General features: G+C 65.7%; 19 protein-coding genes. All 19 read right to left on the bottom strand.

Features of this window, described 5'->3' with window-relative positions; all coding sequences use genetic code 11:
- Positions 1-248 precede the first annotated feature (248 nt).
- Positions 249-1,664 carry an argininosuccinate lyase gene (argH, locus tag Q0176_RS07720; RefSeq protein ID WP_299301089.1) on the bottom strand — a complete coding sequence of 472 codons (1,416 nt, stop codon included), beginning with the start codon at positions 1,662-1,664 and terminating at the stop codon, positions 249-251.
- A gap of 46 nt (positions 1,665-1,710) precedes the next feature.
- Positions 1,711-2,301, bottom strand: a complete 591-nt coding sequence (locus Q0176_RS07715) for a DUF501 domain-containing protein (RefSeq protein WP_299301086.1) — start codon at positions 2,299-2,301, stop codon at positions 1,711-1,713.
- A gap of 4 nt (positions 2,302-2,305) precedes the next feature.
- Positions 2,306-2,728 (bottom strand): S1 RNA-binding domain-containing protein, encoded by a 423-nt coding sequence (locus Q0176_RS07710; protein WP_299301083.1) that lies wholly within the window; start codon positions 2,726-2,728, stop codon positions 2,306-2,308.
- Positions 2,729-2,781: 53 nt separating this feature from the next.
- Complete coding sequence (locus Q0176_RS07705; protein WP_299301080.1) at positions 2,782-3,357, bottom strand: hypothetical protein; 576 nt, start codon at positions 3,355-3,357, stop codon at positions 2,782-2,784.
- 6 nt (positions 3,358-3,363) lie between these two features.
- Positions 3,364-3,912 (bottom strand): hypothetical protein, encoded by a 549-nt coding sequence (locus tag Q0176_RS07700; RefSeq protein ID WP_299301077.1) that lies wholly within the window; start codon positions 3,910-3,912, stop codon positions 3,364-3,366.
- Between the two features lie 88 nt (positions 3,913-4,000).
- Positions 4,001-4,342 carry a hypothetical protein gene (locus Q0176_RS07695; protein WP_299301075.1) on the bottom strand — a complete coding sequence of 114 codons (342 nt, stop codon included), beginning with the start codon at positions 4,340-4,342 and terminating at the stop codon, positions 4,001-4,003.
- 107 nt (positions 4,343-4,449) lie between these two features.
- Positions 4,450-6,042, bottom strand: coding sequence for a DUF342 domain-containing protein (locus tag Q0176_RS07690; protein ID WP_299301072.1), 1,593 nt, complete (start codon positions 6,040-6,042; stop codon positions 4,450-4,452).
- Positions 6,043-6,145: 103 nt separating this feature from the next.
- Entirely contained in the window at positions 6,146-6,916 is a 771-nt protein-coding gene (locus Q0176_RS07685) for a FliA/WhiG family RNA polymerase sigma factor (RefSeq protein WP_299301095.1), read from the bottom strand.
- A gap of 87 nt (positions 6,917-7,003) precedes the next feature.
- Positions 7,004-7,495 carry a chemotaxis protein CheD gene (locus tag Q0176_RS07680; protein ID WP_299301069.1) on the bottom strand — a complete coding sequence of 164 codons (492 nt, stop codon included), beginning with the start codon at positions 7,493-7,495 and terminating at the stop codon, positions 7,004-7,006.
- A 2-nt stretch (positions 7,496-7,497) separates the two neighbouring features.
- The gene (locus Q0176_RS07675; protein ID WP_299301066.1) at positions 7,498-8,130 is read right to left on the bottom strand and encodes a chemotaxis protein CheC; all 633 of its coding nucleotides are present in this window, start codon (positions 8,128-8,130) and stop codon (positions 7,498-7,500) included.
- A gap of 7 nt (positions 8,131-8,137) precedes the next feature.
- Positions 8,138-10,249: a chemotaxis protein CheA gene (locus tag Q0176_RS07670; RefSeq protein ID WP_299301063.1), complete on the bottom strand. Its 2,112-nt coding sequence runs from the start codon at positions 10,247-10,249 to the stop codon at positions 8,138-8,140.
- A 111-nt stretch (positions 10,250-10,360) separates the two neighbouring features.
- Positions 10,361-11,434, bottom strand: coding sequence for a chemotaxis response regulator protein-glutamate methylesterase (locus Q0176_RS07665; protein ID WP_299301059.1), 1,074 nt, complete (start codon positions 11,432-11,434; stop codon positions 10,361-10,363).
- Positions 11,435-11,440: 6 nt separating this feature from the next.
- A complete protein-coding gene (locus Q0176_RS07660; RefSeq protein WP_299301056.1) occupies positions 11,441-12,178 on the bottom strand; it encodes a flagellar brake protein in 738 nt (245 codons plus the stop codon).
- A gap of 2 nt (positions 12,179-12,180) precedes the next feature.
- Complete coding sequence (locus Q0176_RS07655) at positions 12,181-13,095, bottom strand: MinD/ParA family protein (RefSeq protein WP_299301053.1); 915 nt, start codon at positions 13,093-13,095, stop codon at positions 12,181-12,183.
- Entirely contained in the window at positions 13,092-14,486 is a 1,395-nt protein-coding gene (gene flhF, locus Q0176_RS07650; protein ID WP_299301050.1) for a flagellar biosynthesis protein FlhF, read from the bottom strand. The genes Q0176_RS07655 and flhF overlap by 4 nt, the downstream gene beginning before the upstream one ends.
- Positions 14,487-16,613: a flagellar biosynthesis protein FlhA gene (gene flhA / locus Q0176_RS07645; protein WP_366797354.1), complete on the bottom strand. Its 2,127-nt coding sequence runs from the start codon at positions 16,611-16,613 to the stop codon at positions 14,487-14,489.
- 199 nt (positions 16,614-16,812) lie between these two features.
- Positions 16,813-17,433, bottom strand: a complete 621-nt coding sequence (locus Q0176_RS07640; RefSeq protein WP_299301047.1) for a hypothetical protein — start codon at positions 17,431-17,433, stop codon at positions 16,813-16,815.
- A 78-nt stretch (positions 17,434-17,511) separates the two neighbouring features.
- Positions 17,512-17,943, bottom strand: a complete 432-nt coding sequence (locus tag Q0176_RS07635; RefSeq protein WP_299301044.1) for an OsmC family protein — start codon at positions 17,941-17,943, stop codon at positions 17,512-17,514.
- A 229-nt stretch (positions 17,944-18,172) separates the two neighbouring features.
- Positions 18,173-18,721, bottom strand: a 549-nt coding sequence (locus Q0176_RS07630; protein WP_299301041.1) for a MetQ/NlpA family ABC transporter substrate-binding protein, incomplete at its 5' end; no start/stop codon positions are given.

Genomic DNA, 18,721 nt, shown 5'->3' with positions numbered 1-18,721 from the left:
ATGCAAAGATAAACAAAACGGTCCTGCCGTTCATATGATCCCTCCGATTTGCTCCTTGAGAACTAAAGACAATTGATGTTTCTCAAGCTGAATAAAAACACCCCAACTTTTTACCATAATCCCTCCAAGAGCAACCCTCCGGCCAAAGGCATTCTTGCTGGACAATACTCTTTACTCGTAAGACTATAGATAAAAAGCATCATAGTCAATAGGCCCAAAGAACCATATTTCAACTTCATGCCCAAGGGCTAGAGCCGGCTTTCCTCCAGGCGTTCCCGCCTCTTCTCCAGACCGTCCCGCCGCTCGGACAGGCGCTCCTGTCCCTCCGCGATCCGAAGCGCTACCTGCTCGAAGCCCGTACCGCCGCAGGTGTTCCGACGCCTCACGCTGGCCTCCAGGGATAGCAGCTCCAGGACGTCCGGGCCGACCTCCGGGATCTGCTCCCGCCATTCCTCGAGGCTCAGGTCCTCGAGGCGGCTGCCCTTTTCGATGCAGTGCTTCACCAACCGCCCGACCTTCCAGTGCGCGTCGCGGAAGGGGACGCCCCTCAGCACCAGATACTCCGCCACGTCCGTCGCCAGGGCAAACCCCTTCTCCAGGCCAGCCCGCGCCGCATCCGCGTCCGCGTCCGTCCGCGCCAGCATCGGGGTCAGGACCGCCAAGACCGCCTCCACCGTTTCCACCGAGGCCCAGAGGCCGCGCTTGTCCTCCTGAAGGTCCCGGTCGTAGGTCATGGGCAGGCCCTTCAGCGTGACGAGCAGATCCATCATGTGCCCCAGAACCTGCCCGGTCCTGCCCCGAACCAGCTCCAGGACGTCGGGGTTCTTCTTCTGCGGCATCATGCTGGACCCCGTGCAGAAGGCGTCCGGCAGTTTCAGCCAGCCGAACTCCTGCGTGCTCCAGAGGGTCAGGTCCTCCGCAAGGCGCGAGACGTGCACCGCGAAAAGCGAGGCGAAGTGATGGTAGTCCGCCATGTAGTCGCGCTGGGCGACCGTATCCAGGCTGTTGCGCGTCGGGCGGTCGAAGCCCAGCAGGCGCGACGTCATCTCCCGGTCCAGGGGCAGCGTCGACCCCGCCAGTGCCCCGGCCCCCAGCGGGCACTCGTTCAGCGCGTCCAGGGCGAACTCGAGGCGGCCGCAGTCCCTGAGAAAGGCCTCGAACCAGGCCATCCAGTAATGCCCCAACGAGATGGGCTGCGCCTGCTGGAGGTGCGTGTAGCCCGAGACGATCACCAGCCGATGACGCTCCGCGCAGTCCAGGAGGACGCCCAGGAAATCCAGCAGCGCCCCCTCGAGGTCCGTCAGCCTGTCCCTGAGGTACAGCCGAACGGTCGTGGCCGTCTGATCGTTGCGGCTGCGCCCCGTATGCAGGCGCGCTCCCGAGGGCTCGATCTCCGTCAGGCGGTGTTCCACGTTCATGTGAACGTCCTCCAGCGGCTCGGAGGGCGTGAAGCTGCCCGAGCGGATCTCGTCCCGGACGCGTTTCAACCCCTCCTCGACCCTCAGGGCCTCGCCGGCCTCCAGAAGCCCCACGGCCCCCAGCATCCTCACGTGGGCGATACTGCCCCGGATATCCTGTTCGGCCATCCGCCAGTCCAGGTCCAGCGACTGACTGAACCGCTGCACCACCAGGGCGGTGTCCTCCTCGAAGCGTCCCTTCCACATCGGCCTTCCCTCCGTATGCTTCCCCGCCTACCCGCGTCCGGCCCCGTCAGCCCCGCCGGCACAGATGGGCCATCGCCCCGCCGCAGTCCCCGTCCAGCCCCTCCCCGGCAAGCCATGGCCCCCCGGGATGCCGCGCAAGCGCGAGCCACGACGCCGTCTGGAGGTGGAGGCACTTCACGCGGACCTCCTCCCCATAGCGGATGCCGCCGACCCCGGCGAGCCTCAGACGCTCCCAGACCGCCGGACGGAAGCGGCGCAGCAGCCTCCGCTCCAACGGGGCCATCAGCTTTATCCGCAGAAGCTGGTGCTCCCGGTTGTACGGCCGCCACGCCTCCGGGGCCCGTTTTGTCAGCCAATCCTCGAGGGCTCGAACGCCCCCCGCGGACTCGACCGTCCCGGCCCGCCGCACCAGCCAGGGACAGACGAGCCAGAAGGTCGTGGGAAACGGACGCAGCCCCGCCACAGGTGCACAGACCAAGACGCGCACCCCGCCGAAGCGGCACCGGGGCCCCGTTCCCAGGACCAGGGAGGGGTCGAACCGACGCCCCTCCATCCGCCCTGCGACGGCCCTGAGCTCACCGGGGCTCAGGAGCTGATAAAAAAGGGAGGCCTCCGCCTCCCCGGAAAACCGCGGCACACGACTAGCCCTTGGAACGCCCTCCGGGCTTCTTCCTGCCCTTCGACGCGTTCATCTTGCTGTTGAGATCCGCAATCTTGGCCTCGCTGGTCTTCAGGAAGGAGGCCATCTTCTTCTCGAATCCGTCCTTGTCCTCCCGGGAGGAGGGAGCCTGGATCAGAGGACGTTCCTCGACCTTCTTCAGGGAGAGGTCGATGCGCCCCTTCTCGTCGATCTTGATCACGCGGGCCTTGATGTTCTGCTGGAGGGTGAGGACATCCTCAACCTTCTTGACGAAGTTAAACGAAAGCTCGGAGATGTGGATCATCCCCCGCTGCCCCGTCGACAGCCGGACAAAAGCACCGTAGGGCATGATCTGCTCCACCGTGCACTCCGCCAGATCCCCAACGCGAACCGAAGAAGTCTCAGCCTTCTTCTCCTCAATCATTCGAAACACGAACCTCCCAAGAGTATTGTCAAAGCTGTCGCAGGAACCGTCAACTACACCCAGCGCCACTCGGGCTTCTCGTTCATCCCCAGACGGCGGTACAGGTAAAGCCCCCTGGGATTGAAGTGCCTGCTTTGAGGATTATACCAGATCAGGAGCGTTCCCCGCTGCCTGTTCAGGGCCAGCTTCACGACGGCCCCCTCCACGATCGGACCGTACCAGGCCAGGATCATCTCCCCTGCGGCCCTCGGGCGGGAGCGCTGCCACTGCAGGCGGTCGCCGCGCTCCTGAGGAAGCCTGAGCATCCTTTCCAAGCCGGGAAGAACGCGCACGGACAAAAGACTCACCTTCCCGACGGCGATCTCCCGAGGCACGTAGCGCGCAATGCGCCTTCCCCTCACCCGCACAAGCTGGGAGGAAAAACGGAAACCCCGATGGGAACAGCTCATGCCGCCGACGGAGAAGAGCTCCGCGGACAGGACCCTCATCCGCGTTCGGATCGGCTGCGTCTCCACCGCGCGCCGCAGCGCATGGCACTCCGGCGGAGGCAAAGGCGGATCGCACCGCTTCACCCGGACCCTCCCCAGGAAATGGCGCGAGAGATATTCCCGGATCTCCGCCAGGGACAAGGAGCCCTATTCCTCCTTCAGGGAGAGCAGCGCCTTCTCGATCCGTCCGAAGGGCTCCAGGAGCTCCATCGTCCTCGCCGCCTCCACCAGCAGGGAGACGACCTGCTTGATCTCGTCGGGCCGCGTTCCGGGGGAGAAGGAGGCCCGAAGGGGAGCGCTGACGGAATCCGCCTGGATCAACAGAACCTCCGCCTCGCCCGTGGGCTCCACGGCCCCGGCGGCCTCGAGCGGGGCGTGGGCGGAGGGGGCCAGGAAGATGGCCCTGCCCTTGCCCGCCGCCTTCAGGGGCGCCAGGAGGTCGCCCTCGCTGCAGACCCAGAGCGACGGGGTCGTCTCCACCGCCCCCAGCAGGCTCTGCAGGATCAGCTCCTCACGCAGGTAGACGTCCAGGGCGCTGCCATAGAGGATGCGCTCCAGGCGCGAGGGTCGTATCGGGTCCGTGTAGCGGAAATCCATCGGTATGCCCCGTTGGTCCACGACGAGGGAGGCCCCGCGAAACTGCCCCTCCGCGCCCTCGACGGAGACATAACCCAGGTTGTTGTTTGCCGAGGCCATCCGTTTTCTCCTTCCGTAACCTCAAACCGTACCCTCGAAGCTCCAGCCCCTCAGGACCGGCTTCTCGCCCAGAGACGCGCAGAAAGGCTCAGGCGTAGAAATCGAAGGACCTCTGAGGCGTTCCCTCGCCCTTCGGCTCCTTTACCTCCCCGTCATTGCCGGGGTGCGCCGACGCCCGGAAGGAGCTTTCATTCCCCTCCTGTTCCCGGTCCCGCCGGCGCCCGCCATCCTCGTCCTCATCCCTGCGCCGCACCTTCCGCACCTCGGCGGCGGCCAGGCTGGCCTGAACCCTCTGGGTGCGCCTCACGCTCTCCTGCACCACTTCCTGCCCCTGGGCGGTCTGCTGGGCCGCGGCAATGGCATCCCGGGATATCTGGGCGCTGTGTTCGACGTTGAAATGAGCCATCAAAAGGCTTATCGGCTGGACCACAAAAACACCTCCCTACCGAGTGCGCCCCTTCACAAGGGACTCACGGGACACGCCGTCTCCTTCGGCTTCTCGATTCCCTGGAGGCGAGGACTCGAGGAGCGGAAAAATCAGGGCTGATAGTCGAAGGGCTTCAGGACCACCGTCCCGCTCTCCACGACGAAGGAGCTGAACCTGCACACCTCCCGAACCGCGTAGGATATCCCCCTCAGGGAGATCACGACCCCAGGGTAGCAGACCTCCCGGGCCCGGACGATGCCCCTGCTCCGGACCGCGTTGAGGCGTTCCTCGAGAAGCACGAGCTCATCCTGAAGCGGACTCAGCGCGGCCTGCAGCTGAAACTTCATCTTCGTCGCCGAAACCATCATCGCGCGCTTCGGATCGTCGAGCTGGCCGGCTGCCTCGAGCTTCTTCAAAAACACGAGGTTGGCCTCCAGCTTCGTCAGGTTTTCCTTGTGCTGAGCGATCTCGGCCTGGAGGTTCCGTCGACGCTCCAGCTGGTCGGGCGGAATGCCGACGACGACCTCGGTGCGCGTCCCCATCTCGCTCCCCAGGATCTGACAGGAGACCTCGGTTCCGGCCTCGATCCGGCCGCCCGCGATCTGGGCCTTGCCCCCTCCGGATACGATCACGGACCCCTGGACGGTAGCGTGGCTGTGAAGGAGGGCATTTTTGACGTAGAGGTTTCCGCAGAAGATGGACGCCTGGTCCGCAAAACCCAGCGCGACATCGCCACCGGCACGGACGAGCCCCTTGGACATCCCGCGAACCCCGCCGTAGACGGTCACGCTGCCGCGGCTCTCCACATGGGCGCCCTCGACCATCTCCCCGATCTCGATGTCGCCCACGGAGATGACGTGAAACCCCTCCCGAACCGCCCCCTTGATCCTGACGGCCCCGGTGAAGTCGACGCTGCCGACGCCGAAGTCGACGTCTCCCTTGATCTCCAGCTCGGGGATCACGGTCAGCTTGCGGTCCCTCCACACCAACTGTCCGTCCGCGACCGCGACCAGGGAGAGCTCATTCCCCTCGGCCACGGCAAGGCCGCTGCCCGCAGGAAACGCAGCGTCCCTCACGGCGGCCGCCTTCACCACGGAGCCGATCACCGTCGTCCCGTTCTCCCCCGGGACGGCCGGATGCTTCACCGCAACCTCCTGTCCCACGACGACGTTGACGAGAGTGCTCCGCTTCCAGTGATCCACCCTTTCGTGCTCGTCTACCTCCGGGGGTTTGTCGGGGTCGACCCTGAGCTCGATCCTGGCGTTTTTGCCCTCGCGCGGCGGAGCCCCTTTCGCGACCACGGGGGAGTCGTCCAGGACCCTGTTCCGGATCAGGTCCGCAATCGCCTCGTCGTCGATGCCGAAGACGACCCCCTTCTGGGCCAGCGCATCCCTCACGTCCTGCTCGGTAGGCCATGGCTTGGTGAAAAAAGGGGCCTCGAGGGACGCCGTGACGGACATATTGTCCCTCGCGAGGCGGATCAGGATCTGAGCGTCCTTCTCCTGCAGAGGGTCCCGGGGAGCGATCCGGAACGGACTCCGGCTCTTGAGCCTGAGAAACTCCTCGAGGAGCTTCATGTCGTACTTCCGTACCCCGTTCTCCCTCAGACACGCCAGCGCCTCGGATTGGGAGATATCCTCCTTGAGGGCCGAGATCCAGACCCCCTGATCGTTCGCCTCCAGCTTCAGGACACCTTCGTACAAAGCCGCTCCCCCCTGACCTGCCCCGAGCCCCCCGCGCCCGAGAGCGAGGGATCATCCAAATAAGACAAAGGGCAATCTCCCGCCCCATCAAGTCAGCGCTTGCTTAAATCAGCGTTTCTCCGGGTTTCGTTCGCTCCGCCTCGAGGATCGCCCTCAGGGCGGAGAGCGCATGGCCGTGGATCTGGGAGACGCGCGACTCCGTGACCCCAAGGACGCGGCCTATCTCCTTCAGCGCGAGCCCCTCGTAATAATAGAGCGACAGGACCTGAGCCTCCCGCTCGGGGAGCCGGCGCAGCGCATCGACGACCTGCTCCAGCTCCTCCTCCCGCTCCAGCAGCTCGGCGGCCCCGTCCCTGCCGTCGGAGAGAATGCCCTCCAGGGAGACGTCCCCATCCTCCAAGGACAGGACCTCGTCGAGGGAGGCCATGTAGTTCCGGCTCGATAGCTCGAGGATCTCGTAATAGGTCCTCTCGTCGACCCCCATCTCCTGCATGACCCATTCGTCGCGCAGGGCGCCCCGGTCCCTGAGGACCTTTTCCACCGCCCGGTTCAGCCTCTGCAGCTTTTCCCGTCCGGTCCGGGAGACCCAGTCGCACTTGCGGAGCTCGTCCAGGACGGCGCCTCGGATTCGGGGCACCGCGAAGGTCCGGAAGGAGAAGCCCTTGGCGGGATCGAAACGATCGATCGCGTCCAGCAGCCCGAAGACCCCGAAGCTCCAGAGGTCCTCATAGTCCAGGCCCTGCGGCGGAGAGACCGTCATCCTTCCCACCACATACTTGATCAGCGGGAGATACCGCGTGACAAGCCGTTCCCGGCACGCGGCAGTAGGCGAGCCGACGTACTCCTCCCACAGCGCGGCGTCGGAGGTATCCACGCTCAAGGCATCTCCCTCCTGTCACACCCCCGGCGGAACGAATCCGATAAGGGGCCCATGAAAACGGCCGTTACCCATGAAGGGGGTTTAGATCTCGGATGTTCCCTTTCCCAGGGTCTTGATCGTCAGGATCCAGGTATCCGTGGAGAACTCCACGGTGCGTCCCTTGTTGCCCCCCGTATCCGAGGCGACCAGGGGAATGCCCATCCTGGAGAGCATGTCCGTCGTCTCCTTGACGTTCCGGGCCCCGACGGCAAGGAAATCCGTCTGCGCGCCGGGCAGGGCGAACATCTGGGCGCCGCCGGCGATCTTCGCCTTCATGCGGGACTTGGAGGCCCCCTTCTTGATCATCTCGTCCAGAAGGGCGGGCACCGCCGTATCCGCGAACTTTCCCACCTTCTCCAGCGACTTGGCCCCCCGGCTGTCGGGGAGCATGATATGCACCATCCCCGCGATCTTCGCCGTGGTATCGAAGATCACCAGCCCGATGCAGGAGCCCAATCCCAGGGTGATCAGCTTTGCAGGCGCGCTGGCAACCACCAGGTCGGCCATCCCCACGTGAAAGGAATTCGTTGCCATAGCTACAGCACCTGCAGCTTTCTCAGCAGAAGCTCCAGGGCATCGGGGTCCGGCAGCATGATGATGTTTCCGGACCCGGCGGCGCCGTCCGCCCCCTCGACGCGGAGCTCCGTGTTCACCACCAGGGCCATCTCGCCCATCTGCCCGAAGATCGAGGCCACGACGTCGAGAATCGAGGACAGCATGTCGTGCGCGACGCCCGGGACGGAGATCTGGTGTTCCGTCCCGATGAGGAGGTTGATCGCGTTGAGGAAGGAGCTCAGGATGATGTTGCCGACCTCCGTCAGGGCGCTGTCGCTGATCTCCTGCGGAAGGTCCGGCGGGACGGCGTCCCCGAACTGCTGCCTCAGCAGCAGGTCCACCATCATCCTGGCGTCCTCTTCCTTCTGGATGAAGATCAGGCTGCACCCAAAATCCCCGAGGGAACGGACGAAGACGGCGGCGATGAGCTCCGTCGGGTCCCCGTAATGCTCGGCCAGCTCGTAGATCGATACGAGCTCCGCCTTCGGGACGTCCATGTCGATCATGCGTCCCAGGAGCTTGGACAGCGCGGTCGCCGCGTTGCCCGTCCCGATGTTGCCGACCTCCCGAATGGCATCCAGCTGCAGATAATTGAATGAGCTCAGATCAAGCATGCGCTACCTACCCCTTGGTCGAGTAAAAGGACGCCACGTCCAGAATCAGCGCCACGTTGCCGTCGCCGAGGATCGTCCCGCCCGTGATCCCCTTGATCTTGGAGAGGAACCGCCCCAAGGACTTGATGACGATCTCCTGCTGACCGATCAGCTCGTTCACGATAAAGCCGATCTTGCTCTTGCCGATCTTGACCACGACGACGGGATACTCGTCGCGCTCCGTGTCGTCCATCTCGGTCTCCAGGACTTTCCCCAGGTCGCTGAGCGACAGGACCTCGCCCCTCAGAAGCGTGGCGGGGGCCCCGTGCACCGTCTTGATGTTCTCCTTCTTGACGAGGATGGTCTCCTCCACGTTCTCCAGCGAGATGGCGTAGGTCTCGTTCCCCACCTTGATGAGCAGCGAGAGCACGATGGCGAGCGTCAGGGGCAGGCGGACGTAGACCCGCGTCCCCTGACCCAGCTTGGAGACGAGGTCCAGCTGCCCTCCCAGGGCCTCGACCTTCGACTTTACGGCGTCCATCCCAACCCCGCGCCCCGAGATGTCGGTCACGGCCTTCGCCATGCTGAACCCCGGGATCAGGACCAGCTGCACAGCCTCCTCGTCGGTCATCGCGGCGGCTTCCTCCTCCGTGATGAACCCCCGCTCCACCGCCTTCTGTTTGACCTTCTCGGCGTTGATGCCCGCACCGTCGTCAGACACCTCGATAATGACGCCGCTGCCCTCCTGATAGGCCGAGATCTTCAGGATTCCCTTCTCGGGCTTGCCGACGGCGCGCCGGTCCTCGCGCCGCTCGATGCCGTGGTCCAGGGAGTTGCGGATCAGGTGCACCATGGGGTCGCCGATCTCGTCGATCACGGTGCGGTCCAGCTCCGTATCCTGCCCCTCCAAGACCAGCTCGATGTCCTTGCCGAGCGTCTTCGACAGGTCGCGGATCAGACGCGGGAAGCGGTCGAAGGTGAAGGAGACCGGGACCATGCGCAGCTTGGTCACCAGCTCCTGGATGTCGCCCGAGATGCGCCCCAGCTGAGAAAGGGGCTCGTCGAACTCTCGAAGGCGGGCCTCCTGGACCAGGCGCTCGATCCGGGCGCGCCCGATCACCAGCTCGCCGACCAGGTTCATGAGCTTGTCCAGGCGTCCGATATCCACGCGCACCGTCTGGCTCGCCTTCTTGACGCCGTCCGCCTTGGCTGCAGCGGGAGCGGCAGGTTTCGCCGCAGCCGCCGGCGCGGCAGGCGCCGCGGGCTTCTCGGGCTCAGCCTTTGCGGGGGCCGCGCCTTCGGCCGAAGCGGCGGGGGCGGGGGCAGCCGGGGCCGACGCGGCAGGCGCCGCAGGCTGAGCGGGGGCGGCCTTCATCTCGCTCAACTCCACGGATGCGACGTCGCTGATCTTGAGCGCCGCCTGGCGGATATCCTCCGGGGGCAGGGAGGAACCGACATAGACCGAGAACTCCATGTCGAACTCCTCGTTCTCCAGAGCCTCGACCGGCGGCTCGGTCTTGATGATGTCCCCCATCTCCTCGAGGCGGTTGACCACCATATAGGAGCGCGCCGCCTTGAGCAGGCAGGTCTCGCTCAGGGTGACGCGGAGCTTGTACACGTTCATCCCCAGGCCCTCCGCCTCGGCCACCCACTCCGATTCCTGCTGGGAGAGTCCGTCGACCGGCTTCGCCTCCGGGGCGGGAGCCGCGGTCGCCGGAGCCGCAGGGACTGCGGGGGCCGGCGCTGCCGGTGCGGGCCCTTGGTTGCGCAGGGCCGCGACCAGGCCGGACACATCGAGGTGGGCGTCGCTCCCGCCGCCGCGGATCGAGTCCACCATGCCCTGTATCGAGTCTAGGGCGGTAAACAACAGGTTCATATCCGAATCGCCAAGGTGGCGGACTCCCTTACGCGCCTCGTCCAGGCGATCCTCCATCGCGTGGGTCAGCCCCGCCATCTTCTCGAACCCCATTGTCGCCGACATACCCTTCAGCGTGTGGGCGGCCCTGAAGATCTCGTTGATCACGTCCATGTTGACCGTGTCCTTCTCCAGCGCCAGAAGCAGGTCGTCCAGCCTCTGAAGATTGTCGTCCGCCTCGTCGAGAAAGGCCCCCAGGTATTGGCTCATGTCCATATCAGTCATGACTTACCATCCCCAAACTCGTGATTTCCGATCCCGGATAATGTATTTTCAAAGAATCCTCCGCCGGCGTCGACAGGCCCTCGGAAGCGCCGAAGAAATCAGCGCTTCCCCTTATCCGCCGACATTCCTGACCAAAGCGCCGGGGATCTCCGGCAGGGGCAGCAGCTCGTCCACCGCCCCCAGCTCCACTGCGGCCCTCGGCATGCCGTAGACCACGCAGGTCTCCCGGGACTCCGCAATGATATAGGCTCCCCTCTCGTGCAGGGCCAGGGCCCCATCCGCGCCGTCCCGCCCCATCCCCGTCAGGATGACGCCCAGGACGTTTCCGCCAAACTCGTCCAGGACGCTCGAAAACATTATATTCGCAGAGGGCTTGACAGACAACACCGGAGGGGCGTCCGAGAGCTCGCAGAACGTCCCGCCCCCCCTGCGCCGGACCAGCAGGTGGCTTCCGCCCGGGGCGATCGCGACGAGCCCCGGCCGAAGCTCCAGCCTGTCGGCCCCCTCGACGACCGTCAGCCCGCACGCGGCGTCCAGGCGTTTGGCGAACAGCTCCGTGAAGCCCTTGGGCATATGCTGCGTCACCACGATGGGGAGCGGGAAGCCGGCCGGGAGCCCGGACAGGAGCTGGTGCAGGGCCACGGGCCCTCCCGTGGAGGCGGCGACCGCCACGATCTCATACCGCCCCCTCGGGCCCGAAGACGCCGAGGGGCGGCGCGCGGGAACAGGTTCCGGACGCGGTTCCGCCGCACGCTCCCCGCGGAGGGACCGGACGCGCGCCATACTGGCCGTGATCACCTTGGAGATCAGCTCGGCCCCGACGACCCGGATGTTCAGGGACGTGGCGCCCGAGGGCTTGCCCACGAAGTCGACGCAGCCCAGCGACAGGGCCTTCATCGTCACCTCGGCCCCCCTCTGCGTCAGGCTGCTGACCATGACGACCGGCATGGGACGGACCCTCATGATCTCCTCGAGGGCGGTGAGCCCGTCCTTTCGGGGCATCTCCACGTCCATCGTGACGACGTCGGGGGACAGGGCCGCGATCTTCTCCAGCCCGTCCTGTCCGTCCCGGGCCGTGCCGACGACCTCGATGCGGGGGTCGGAGGACAGGATATCCCCCAGCATTTTCCGCATCAGGGCGGAATCGTCGACGATCAGCACCCTGATCTTCTTCATCTCTGCCATGGCCCGTCACACGCCCCTGGAGCTCAGTTCCTGCTGACGGATAAAAGCGCCCATCAGCTTCTCCGTGAAGGCGGGAAGCCCCTCGTAGGCCATCCCCGCCTCGGCGTCCCCATCCTCATCGACGCTGAACACATCGATCAGGCGGCAGACCAGAAAGAACTCGGAGTCCGCTATGGCCGCCTGCAGAAGGTAACGTCCCCGCTCCCTGAGGTACGGGGCCTCCGTCCTCCGAACCGCAACCCCGACGCCCCCGAGGCTGATGTCCTGCAGCATGATGGGGAACCAGCGGCGCTCCGGCAGAGGGGGCCTCGGCGCCCCATCCTTCTCCTCCGCGCTCTCCCCCCCCGGATCGACCTCCAACAAGAAGGCCTGAGCCCTGATCATGCAGGACACCCTGACGAACATGCGCCTCTGAGTCCTCTCGAGCGGGCCCTTCAGGGCCAGCCACAGAAGGGGAATCCGGGCGTTGATGACGTGACGGACGATCTGCCCCTCGCCCTGATAGAAGTAGCCGCTCGCCTCGATCCGCAGCGTGAGCTCCAGGTTCCGGGACATCGGCAGAAGCGCCCCCTTGAACATGGGGTGCGCGACGCCGAGCAGGGGAAGTCCGTCCCCCGACGAGGACAGATCCTCGAGACGGGAGGCGTAGTTTCCCTTGTAAAGGCCGTCCGCGATGCCCAGCTCCATCCTGGAGCCGATCAATTCCTGAAGAAGGTCCTGCATCTTTATCTGGTCTGCCGACATGATCATTTCTCCATAAAAAAGCCTCGGGACAGGCGCAGGAAGAAGGCCTTCAATCCCCTGGGCGGATACGAGAACCCCCTGCGGACCCCCCAGCGCGCCAAAAGGTCGTCCGCAAGCCTGCGAACGCAGAGCCCCGCGGGGGCCGACGGAAAAAGCCGGTAAAACGGCCTTCTGAGGCGCACCGCCCGACCCACGGCATCGTCCCTCAGCACGTGCCCCAGATAGACCGGCGAGCGCCCCAGAAACTGATGGGACGCCGTCAGGATGCGCCCGGCCACCTCCCGCGCCTCGCCGCCGCTGCCCGCCATGTTGACGACGAGCAGGAGCTCCTTCCCCTCGGGGGAGGCCCCCTCCAGGGACTTGAGGACGCCATAGGCGTCCCGGACCGACGTGGGCTCGGGCGTCGTGACCAGAATCGTCGTATCCGCCGCCAGGGCGAAGGCCAGGACTCCTTTATGGATCCCCGCCCCCGTGTCCAGAATCACGATGTCGGCCCTGTCCTCCAACAGCCCCAGGGAGTCGATGACCCCGGAGAGCTCCGTATCGTCCAGGTCCGCCAGGTCCTTCAGCCCGGATCCCCCCGGCAGGATCTCCACATTCTCCTCCAGGGACACGACGACCTCGTCGAGACGCCTGCTGCCGTCGACGACATGGGACAGGTTGAACCGGCCGCCGATTCCACAGAGAAGGTCGATGTTCGCCATCCCCAGGTCCGCGTCCAGCAGGACGACCCTGTTTCCGCTGTCGGCCAGGGCGCAGGTCAGGGCGAGCGCCAGATTGCTCTTGCCCACGCCCCCCTTGCCGCTGAGGACCGCGACCGTCCTGGGCCCGTTCCCGCAGTGCCGACGAACCTCCTGACGCCGGGCCTCGACCAGGCGCCGAAGGTCTCCGGCCTGATCCGACGGGGCAGGGTTCATGCCATCCGCCGCTCGCGGTCCGACGACATCAAAAGGTCCGCGATCCGCTTGCCCGACGCCGTCTCGATATCGTTCGGGACGTTCTGCCCGGCCGTGAGGAAGGAGACGGGGCGCCCCAGTGTCTGCTGCACGCTGAACACGGCCCCGCAGCTGACCGTCTCGTCCAGCTTGGTGAAGATCAGATGGGAGACCGGGATATCCGGGATATGCTCCACGACGTCCATCATGTCCCCGTACTTCATGTTGGCCGCAAGGACGAGGTGCACCGCGTCGGGCGCGAAGGCATCGTAGAGCGTCTTGAAGGCCTCCAGGCTCCTGCGGTCTCTCTGAGCCCGTCCCGCCGTATCCAGCAGGACGAGGTCCGCCTCCGGGTGCCCGTCCAGCACCGAGGGAAAGCTGTCCGCGCCAAAGACGACCTCCAGGGGCACCCCCAGTATCTTAGCATAGGTGCGCAGCTGGTCGACCGCGGCGATGCGGTAGGTATCGCTGGTGAGGAGCAGGACGTTCCGATGCTCCAGAAGCGCCTGAACCGCGGCCAGCTTGGCGATCGTCGTCGTCTTTCCGACGCCCGTGGGCCCCAGGAACATCACCTTGCGGCCCCCCGCAGCGTCCCCCTCCCCGTCCCCCGAGCACGGGATCCTCGACGCCAGCCATTCGACGAAGGGAAGGGACCGGTCCGAGGACCCGTAATCCGCCAGCAGCTTCTTTATGATGCCCTCGTCGACCTCGGCGGCCCTCAGCCGTTTCCCGACGTCCTGCCCGTCCCCGGTGCCCGGACTTCCCGCCAGGCCGGGCACCGGCAGCCCCGCATGAAAGGCCGTATCGGCCCTCGCGGGCTGGGGCTCGGGGCCCTGTGCTTTGGGGATCCCAAGGCGCTCCATCAGAGAGTCCAGGCGCTGCGACAACGCGCCGACCTCATCCTTCAGCATCCGGGCCTCGGAGACGGGAAGCGCCCCCTCCGGCCTGACGAGCCGAGCGCTGCTCAGCCCCTCGGAGGAAAGCTGAACGCTGTCCCCGTCCGCAGAGGAAGCGACCCCTCCCCCGGCCGCGGCATAGGCCGCCCTGGCGGACCCGGCCTGGGAGGGAGAGGGGGACGGGGTCCCGGAGGAGCGCTCCTTGAACTCCATGAGCTTCTGGAAGGCGATGAGGCTTTCCCGGCGCGTGAGCTCGTCGTCCCGGGACTCCCTGGCGCGGGGCTCTTTTTTGGGCTCCTCCTCCAGGATGCCGGCCGTCACCATCAGGACCGAACGCTGGAAAAAGCCCAGGATCCCACCGACGCGCACCGCCCGCGTGGAGAGGATCACCGCATCCTTGCCCAGCCGCTCGGCCGCCAGCCTCAGAGCATCCGCGTCGTCCCTGGCCTCGAAGGATATCTGATTGACAACCCTCATCTATTCCACCATTCCCACCGTTTTGATTTGTATTCCGTGAGCGATCTCGTTGTACGATACCACAAAAACGTTCGCCACGGAGCCCTCGATCAGACGCCGGACGATCAGCCTCACGTTGGGGTGCACCAGCAGCACGGGGGTATGGCCCTTCGCCAGCATGTCGTCCACGGCCCGCGAGATCGCGGCGATCATCTTCTGCACCTCGCGCGGGTCCATGTTCAGCTGCCAGCCCCGGGCCAGGTCTCCATCCATGCTCGCCATGATCTTCTGCTCCCAGTTCGGCGAGAGGGTCGCCGCCGTGATCACGCCGTCCTCCCCCTGAATCTTGAGGGAGATCAGTCGGGACAGGGACTCGCGCGCCCGCTCCGTCAGGAAGTCCACGCTCCGGGACAGCTTGCCGTAATCCGCCAGGGCCTCGAAGATCGTCACGAGGTCGCGGATCGGGATCTGCTCCCGGATGAGGTTCTGCAGCACCTTCTGGATCTCGCCGAGCGACAGGGAGGCCAGGAGCTCCTCCACGACGGCCGGGGCGGTCTCCTTGACCATATCCGTGAGCTTCTGGACCTCCTGGCGGGTCAGGAGGTCCGCCCCATTCCGCCTGATGACCTCCGACAGATGGGTCGCCAGCACGGACGGCGCGTCCACGACCGTATAGCCCATGGCCTCGGCCTTGTCCCTGAGGTCCGGGGATATCCAGAGCGCCGGCAGCCCGAAGGCGGGCTCCTTCGTCGGGATCCCGATCAGGTCCTCCTCCACCCCGCCCGTGTTCATCGCCAGGTAGTGGTCCGGCAGCAGCTCGCCCCGCCCGGCCTCGGCCCCCTTGACCCTGAGGACGTACTCCGTCGGCTTGATCTGGATGTTGTCGCGGATGCGGATGGGGGGGACGACGACGCCCAGCTCCACGGCCATCTGCTTCCGTATGGTCCCGATGCGCTCCAGCATGTCGCCGCCCTGGGCCGGGTCCACCAGCGGGATGATCGCGTACCCGATCTCGGCCTCCATGGGGTCGACGGTCAGAAGGCGCATGGCGTCCTCCGGCGAGGCCGGCGCGGGGCGGCTCTCGCCCTCCGCCTGCGGCGCTCCGGGCGCACCGCCCCCGGGCACCGGCGTCCCACCGGCCTGCGGCGCTCCGCCCTCGATCTCCTGCGCCGTCCCCTCCCGCGCCACCATGTAGCCCATGCCCCCCATCAGGGCGGCCAGGATGACGAACGGGACCGTCGGCAGCCCCGGGATCATTCCCAGGGCAAGGAGGAGGCCGGACCCGATGTAGAGGGGGCGGGGGTACCTCGTGAAGGCGACCACGATATCCTGCCCCAGGTCGGAGGCCGCGGCCGCGCGCGTCACGATGACGCCCGTGGCCGTGGAGAAGAGCAGGGCCGGGATCTGGGAGACCAGGCCGTCGCCGACGGTCATCAGGCTGTAGAGCGCGGCGGCCTTCCCAGCGGGCATCCCCCTCTGGAAGACGCCGATCGAGAGGCCGCCCACGATGTTGATCATCGTGATGATGAGGCCGGCGACGGCGTCCCCCTTGACGAACTTCGAGGCTCCGTCCATCGCCCCGTAGAAGTCGGCCTCCCTCTGGATGTCCCTGCGCCGGGCCCGGGCCTCCTGGTCGTCGATGAGCCCGGAGTTCAGGTCGGCATCGATCGCCATCTGCTTGCCCGGCATGGCGTCCAGGGTGAAGCGCGCCGCCACCTCCGCGACGCGCTCCGCACCCTTCGTAATGACCAGAAGCTGGATGATGACCAGGATCAGGAAAATCACGACTCCGACGATGTAGTTGCCGCCGACGACGAAGTTGCCGAACGCCATGATGATCTCGCCGGCGTAGCCGTTCAAGAGGATGAGGCGGGTCGTCGAGACGTTCAGGGCGATGCGGAACAGCGTCACGATCAGGAGCAGGGTCGGGAACACCGACAGGTCGAGCGCCCGCTTGACGTAGAAGGTCACCAGAAGGACGACGACCCCCAGGGTGATGTTGGCGGCGAGCAGGACGTCGATCAGGCCCGTGGGGAGGGGAATCACCATCATGACGACGACGAGGACCATCAGAAGTGCCACGCCGACGTCCGAGTAGTGCAGAATCTTTTTCAGCATGGACTTCTCGAGCCCCGCAGTCTCAGCCAAGCTGGTCCCTCCCGAGCGAAATCCCGGCGGCCCCCGGAGGCCGACGCCGTGCGGCGCGGTCCCGCCCCGCAAACTCCGTGGGACCCGCCCGTCTATCCTCTTCATTGTACACGAAAAGAGGCAAAAAAGCCGTCCCACGAGGGGGACGGCTTTCGCAAGACAGAAATTGAAACAGCGTTTTCCCGATGAGGACGGACGGTCAGGAACGACGCCTCCGCGCGAGGGGCAGAAGCAGCGGGACCAGCAGGAACATCGCCCCCAGCCCCGGGCCGATGCCGCACCCGCTCTGCACGTCTTCGATCCCGGGCCTCTCCGTCCCCTCCTTCCATATCGCACTGGTCGACTGGATCTCCGTCCTGCCGATGACGTCCAGGTCGATCGTTCCGTAGATGTCCACCTTCCCGGACGTGACGGAGGTGAGCATCACCTTGTAGGTCAACCCCTCCTTCGTCTTCACCGGCGGCAGGTAGAACGGATTGCTCAGCGTCGGCCGCAGTTCCGGAAGGGGAACGGGAACGCGCAGGGTCTCGCTGTAGCGCTCCGTCCACGCCTTGATGTTCATCCGGGAGGCGTCGAGACGAAGCCACAGGTCGTAGCCCGTGATGCAGCGCTTCCCCTCGTGGATCGCCGTGTGGATGTCCAGGGTGCCCTCGAGGGCCAGCTGAACGCGCACCTTCTTTTCCCCGTACCCCTCGCCCTGGATCAGCCAGCGGCCGGCGATGTCGTAGGACACCGGCTCCGCCGCCGCCGGAAGGACGGCGCAACAGACCGACAACAGCACCGCCAGAAGGAACATCCCATAACGCTTGTTCTTCAACATCTCAAAAACCTCCGTTTCAAACGGCCGGGCCCCGCGAGTTCACCCTCGGAGGGGAAACACCGCGGACGCTGAAGGCCGTCAGTTCTCCAGCACGACCTCCGTCTCGAAGACGGGAGTATGGTCGATCGTGCTGCGTACCGTGCAATCGGCCTCGCTCTCCTCCACGACGGCCCGCACCTGCTCCAGGGACGCGTCGGTCCTCATGAAGACCTTCGTCCTTACGATATCGAGGGCGGAGCGGCCGGTGTCCGGGGAACGCACCCCTTCGATCTCGATCCGCAGCCCCTCGTAGGCCAGCCCCTTCTCCTCCATCGTCGCCCGGATGGTCATCCCCAGGCATCCCGCGATCCCCGACAGAAGCAGGTCCACGGGGCAGAACCCGACCACGGGCACGGAATCGGACTTCATCGTCCGGCTCATCAGCAGCCTGTGCCGCCCCACCGTGTACTCGAAGGAGTAGGCGTCGCGCTCCTCCGCCCTCAGCTTAAACGTCTTTCCCGCACCGGCCATGATGTCCTCCCATTCCTCTCCTCGAGGGGACGCCCGCGCACCCCGCCGTTCGACCTCCGCCGAAAGGGGGTCGCCGCGTCCGCCCCTGTATGCCCACGAATCGAAAAACCGGGCTCCATTATAACAAAACGCCGCCGCAGGAGATGGGAGGAGCCGCCCCGGGGCGGCTCCTCCCATGAAACCTCTCTCGTTTTTTCTCCTCGAGCCCTTCTCCGGGGCTTCCCGAGCCCTACCAGGCGCAGACGATGGCCCCCTTGTACTTCTCGTCCACGAACGCCTTCACCGCATCGCTGTTGTAGCACTCGACCAGGGTCTTGAACTCCGGCCGGCCCTCCTCGCCCTCCCGCACCACGATGACGTTGACGTAGGGGGACTTGCTGCTCTCGATGAAGAGCGCGTCCTTCGCGGGGATCAGCCCCGACTCCACGGCGTAGTTCGTGGTGATGACCGAGAGGTCGGAGTCCTGGATGGCCCGCACCATCTGGGAGGCCTCCAGCTCGACGAACTTCAGGCCGTGCGGGTTCTCCGTGACGTCCAGCACCGTCGGCAGGAGTTTGGCGTCGGGATTGACCTTGAGCAGCCCACGGTCCTGCAGCAGGAGCAGCGCGCGCCCCCCGTTGCTGGGATCGTTGGGGATCGCGACCGTCATCCCGTCCTTCAGCTCGTCCACGCTCTTGAGCGTTTTCGAGTACGCGCCCATCGGCATCAGGACCGTGCTGCCGATCGAGACCATCTTGTACCCGCGGTCCTTCATCATCGCCTCCAGATACGGCAGGGG

Origin of the sequence: uncultured Fretibacterium sp. (assembly GCF_938040765.1) — a bacterium.
GTDB lineage: Bacteria > Synergistota > Synergistia > Synergistales > Aminobacteriaceae > CAJPSE01.
This window is presented reverse-complemented; position numbering and strand designations above follow the sequence as displayed.

Coding starts and splice junctions, on each gene's coding strand:
- argH (WP_299301089.1), bottom strand. CDS start 1,664: ATGTGGAAGGGACGCTTCGAGGAGGACACCGCCCTGGTGGTGCAGCGG.
- Q0176_RS07700 (WP_299301077.1), bottom strand. CDS start 3,912: ATGGCCTCGGCAAACAACAACCTGGGTTATGTCTCCGTCGAGGGCGCG.
- Q0176_RS07665 (WP_299301059.1), bottom strand. CDS start 11,434: ATGGCAGAGATGAAGAAGATCAGGGTGCTGATCGTCGACGATTCCGCC.
- Q0176_RS07635 (WP_299301044.1), bottom strand. CDS start 17,943: ATGGCCGGTGCGGGAAAGACGTTTAAGCTGAGGGCGGAGGAGCGCGAC.
- Q0176_RS07655 (WP_299301053.1), bottom strand. CDS start 13,095: ATGAACCCTGCCCCGTCGGATCAGGCCGGAGACCTTCGGCGCCTGGTC.
- Q0176_RS07640 (WP_299301047.1), bottom strand. CDS start 17,433: ATGTTGAAGAACAAGCGTTATGGGATGTTCCTTCTGGCGGTGCTGTTG.
- Q0176_RS07680 (WP_299301069.1), bottom strand. CDS start 7,495: ATGGCAACGAATTCCTTTCACGTGGGGATGGCCGACCTGGTGGTTGCC.
- flhF (WP_299301050.1), bottom strand. CDS start 14,486: ATGAGGGTTGTCAATCAGATATCCTTCGAGGCCAGGGACGACGCGGAT.
- Q0176_RS07710 (WP_299301083.1), bottom strand. CDS start 2,728: ATGATTGAGGAGAAGAAGGCTGAGACTTCTTCGGTTCGCGTTGGGGAT.
- Q0176_RS07675 (WP_299301066.1), bottom strand. CDS start 8,130: ATGCTTGATCTGAGCTCATTCAATTATCTGCAGCTGGATGCCATTCGG.
- Q0176_RS07660 (WP_299301056.1), bottom strand. CDS start 12,178: ATGTCGGCAGACCAGATAAAGATGCAGGACCTTCTTCAGGAATTGATC.
- Q0176_RS07670 (WP_299301063.1), bottom strand. CDS start 10,249: ATGACTGATATGGACATGAGCCAATACCTGGGGGCCTTTCTCGACGAG.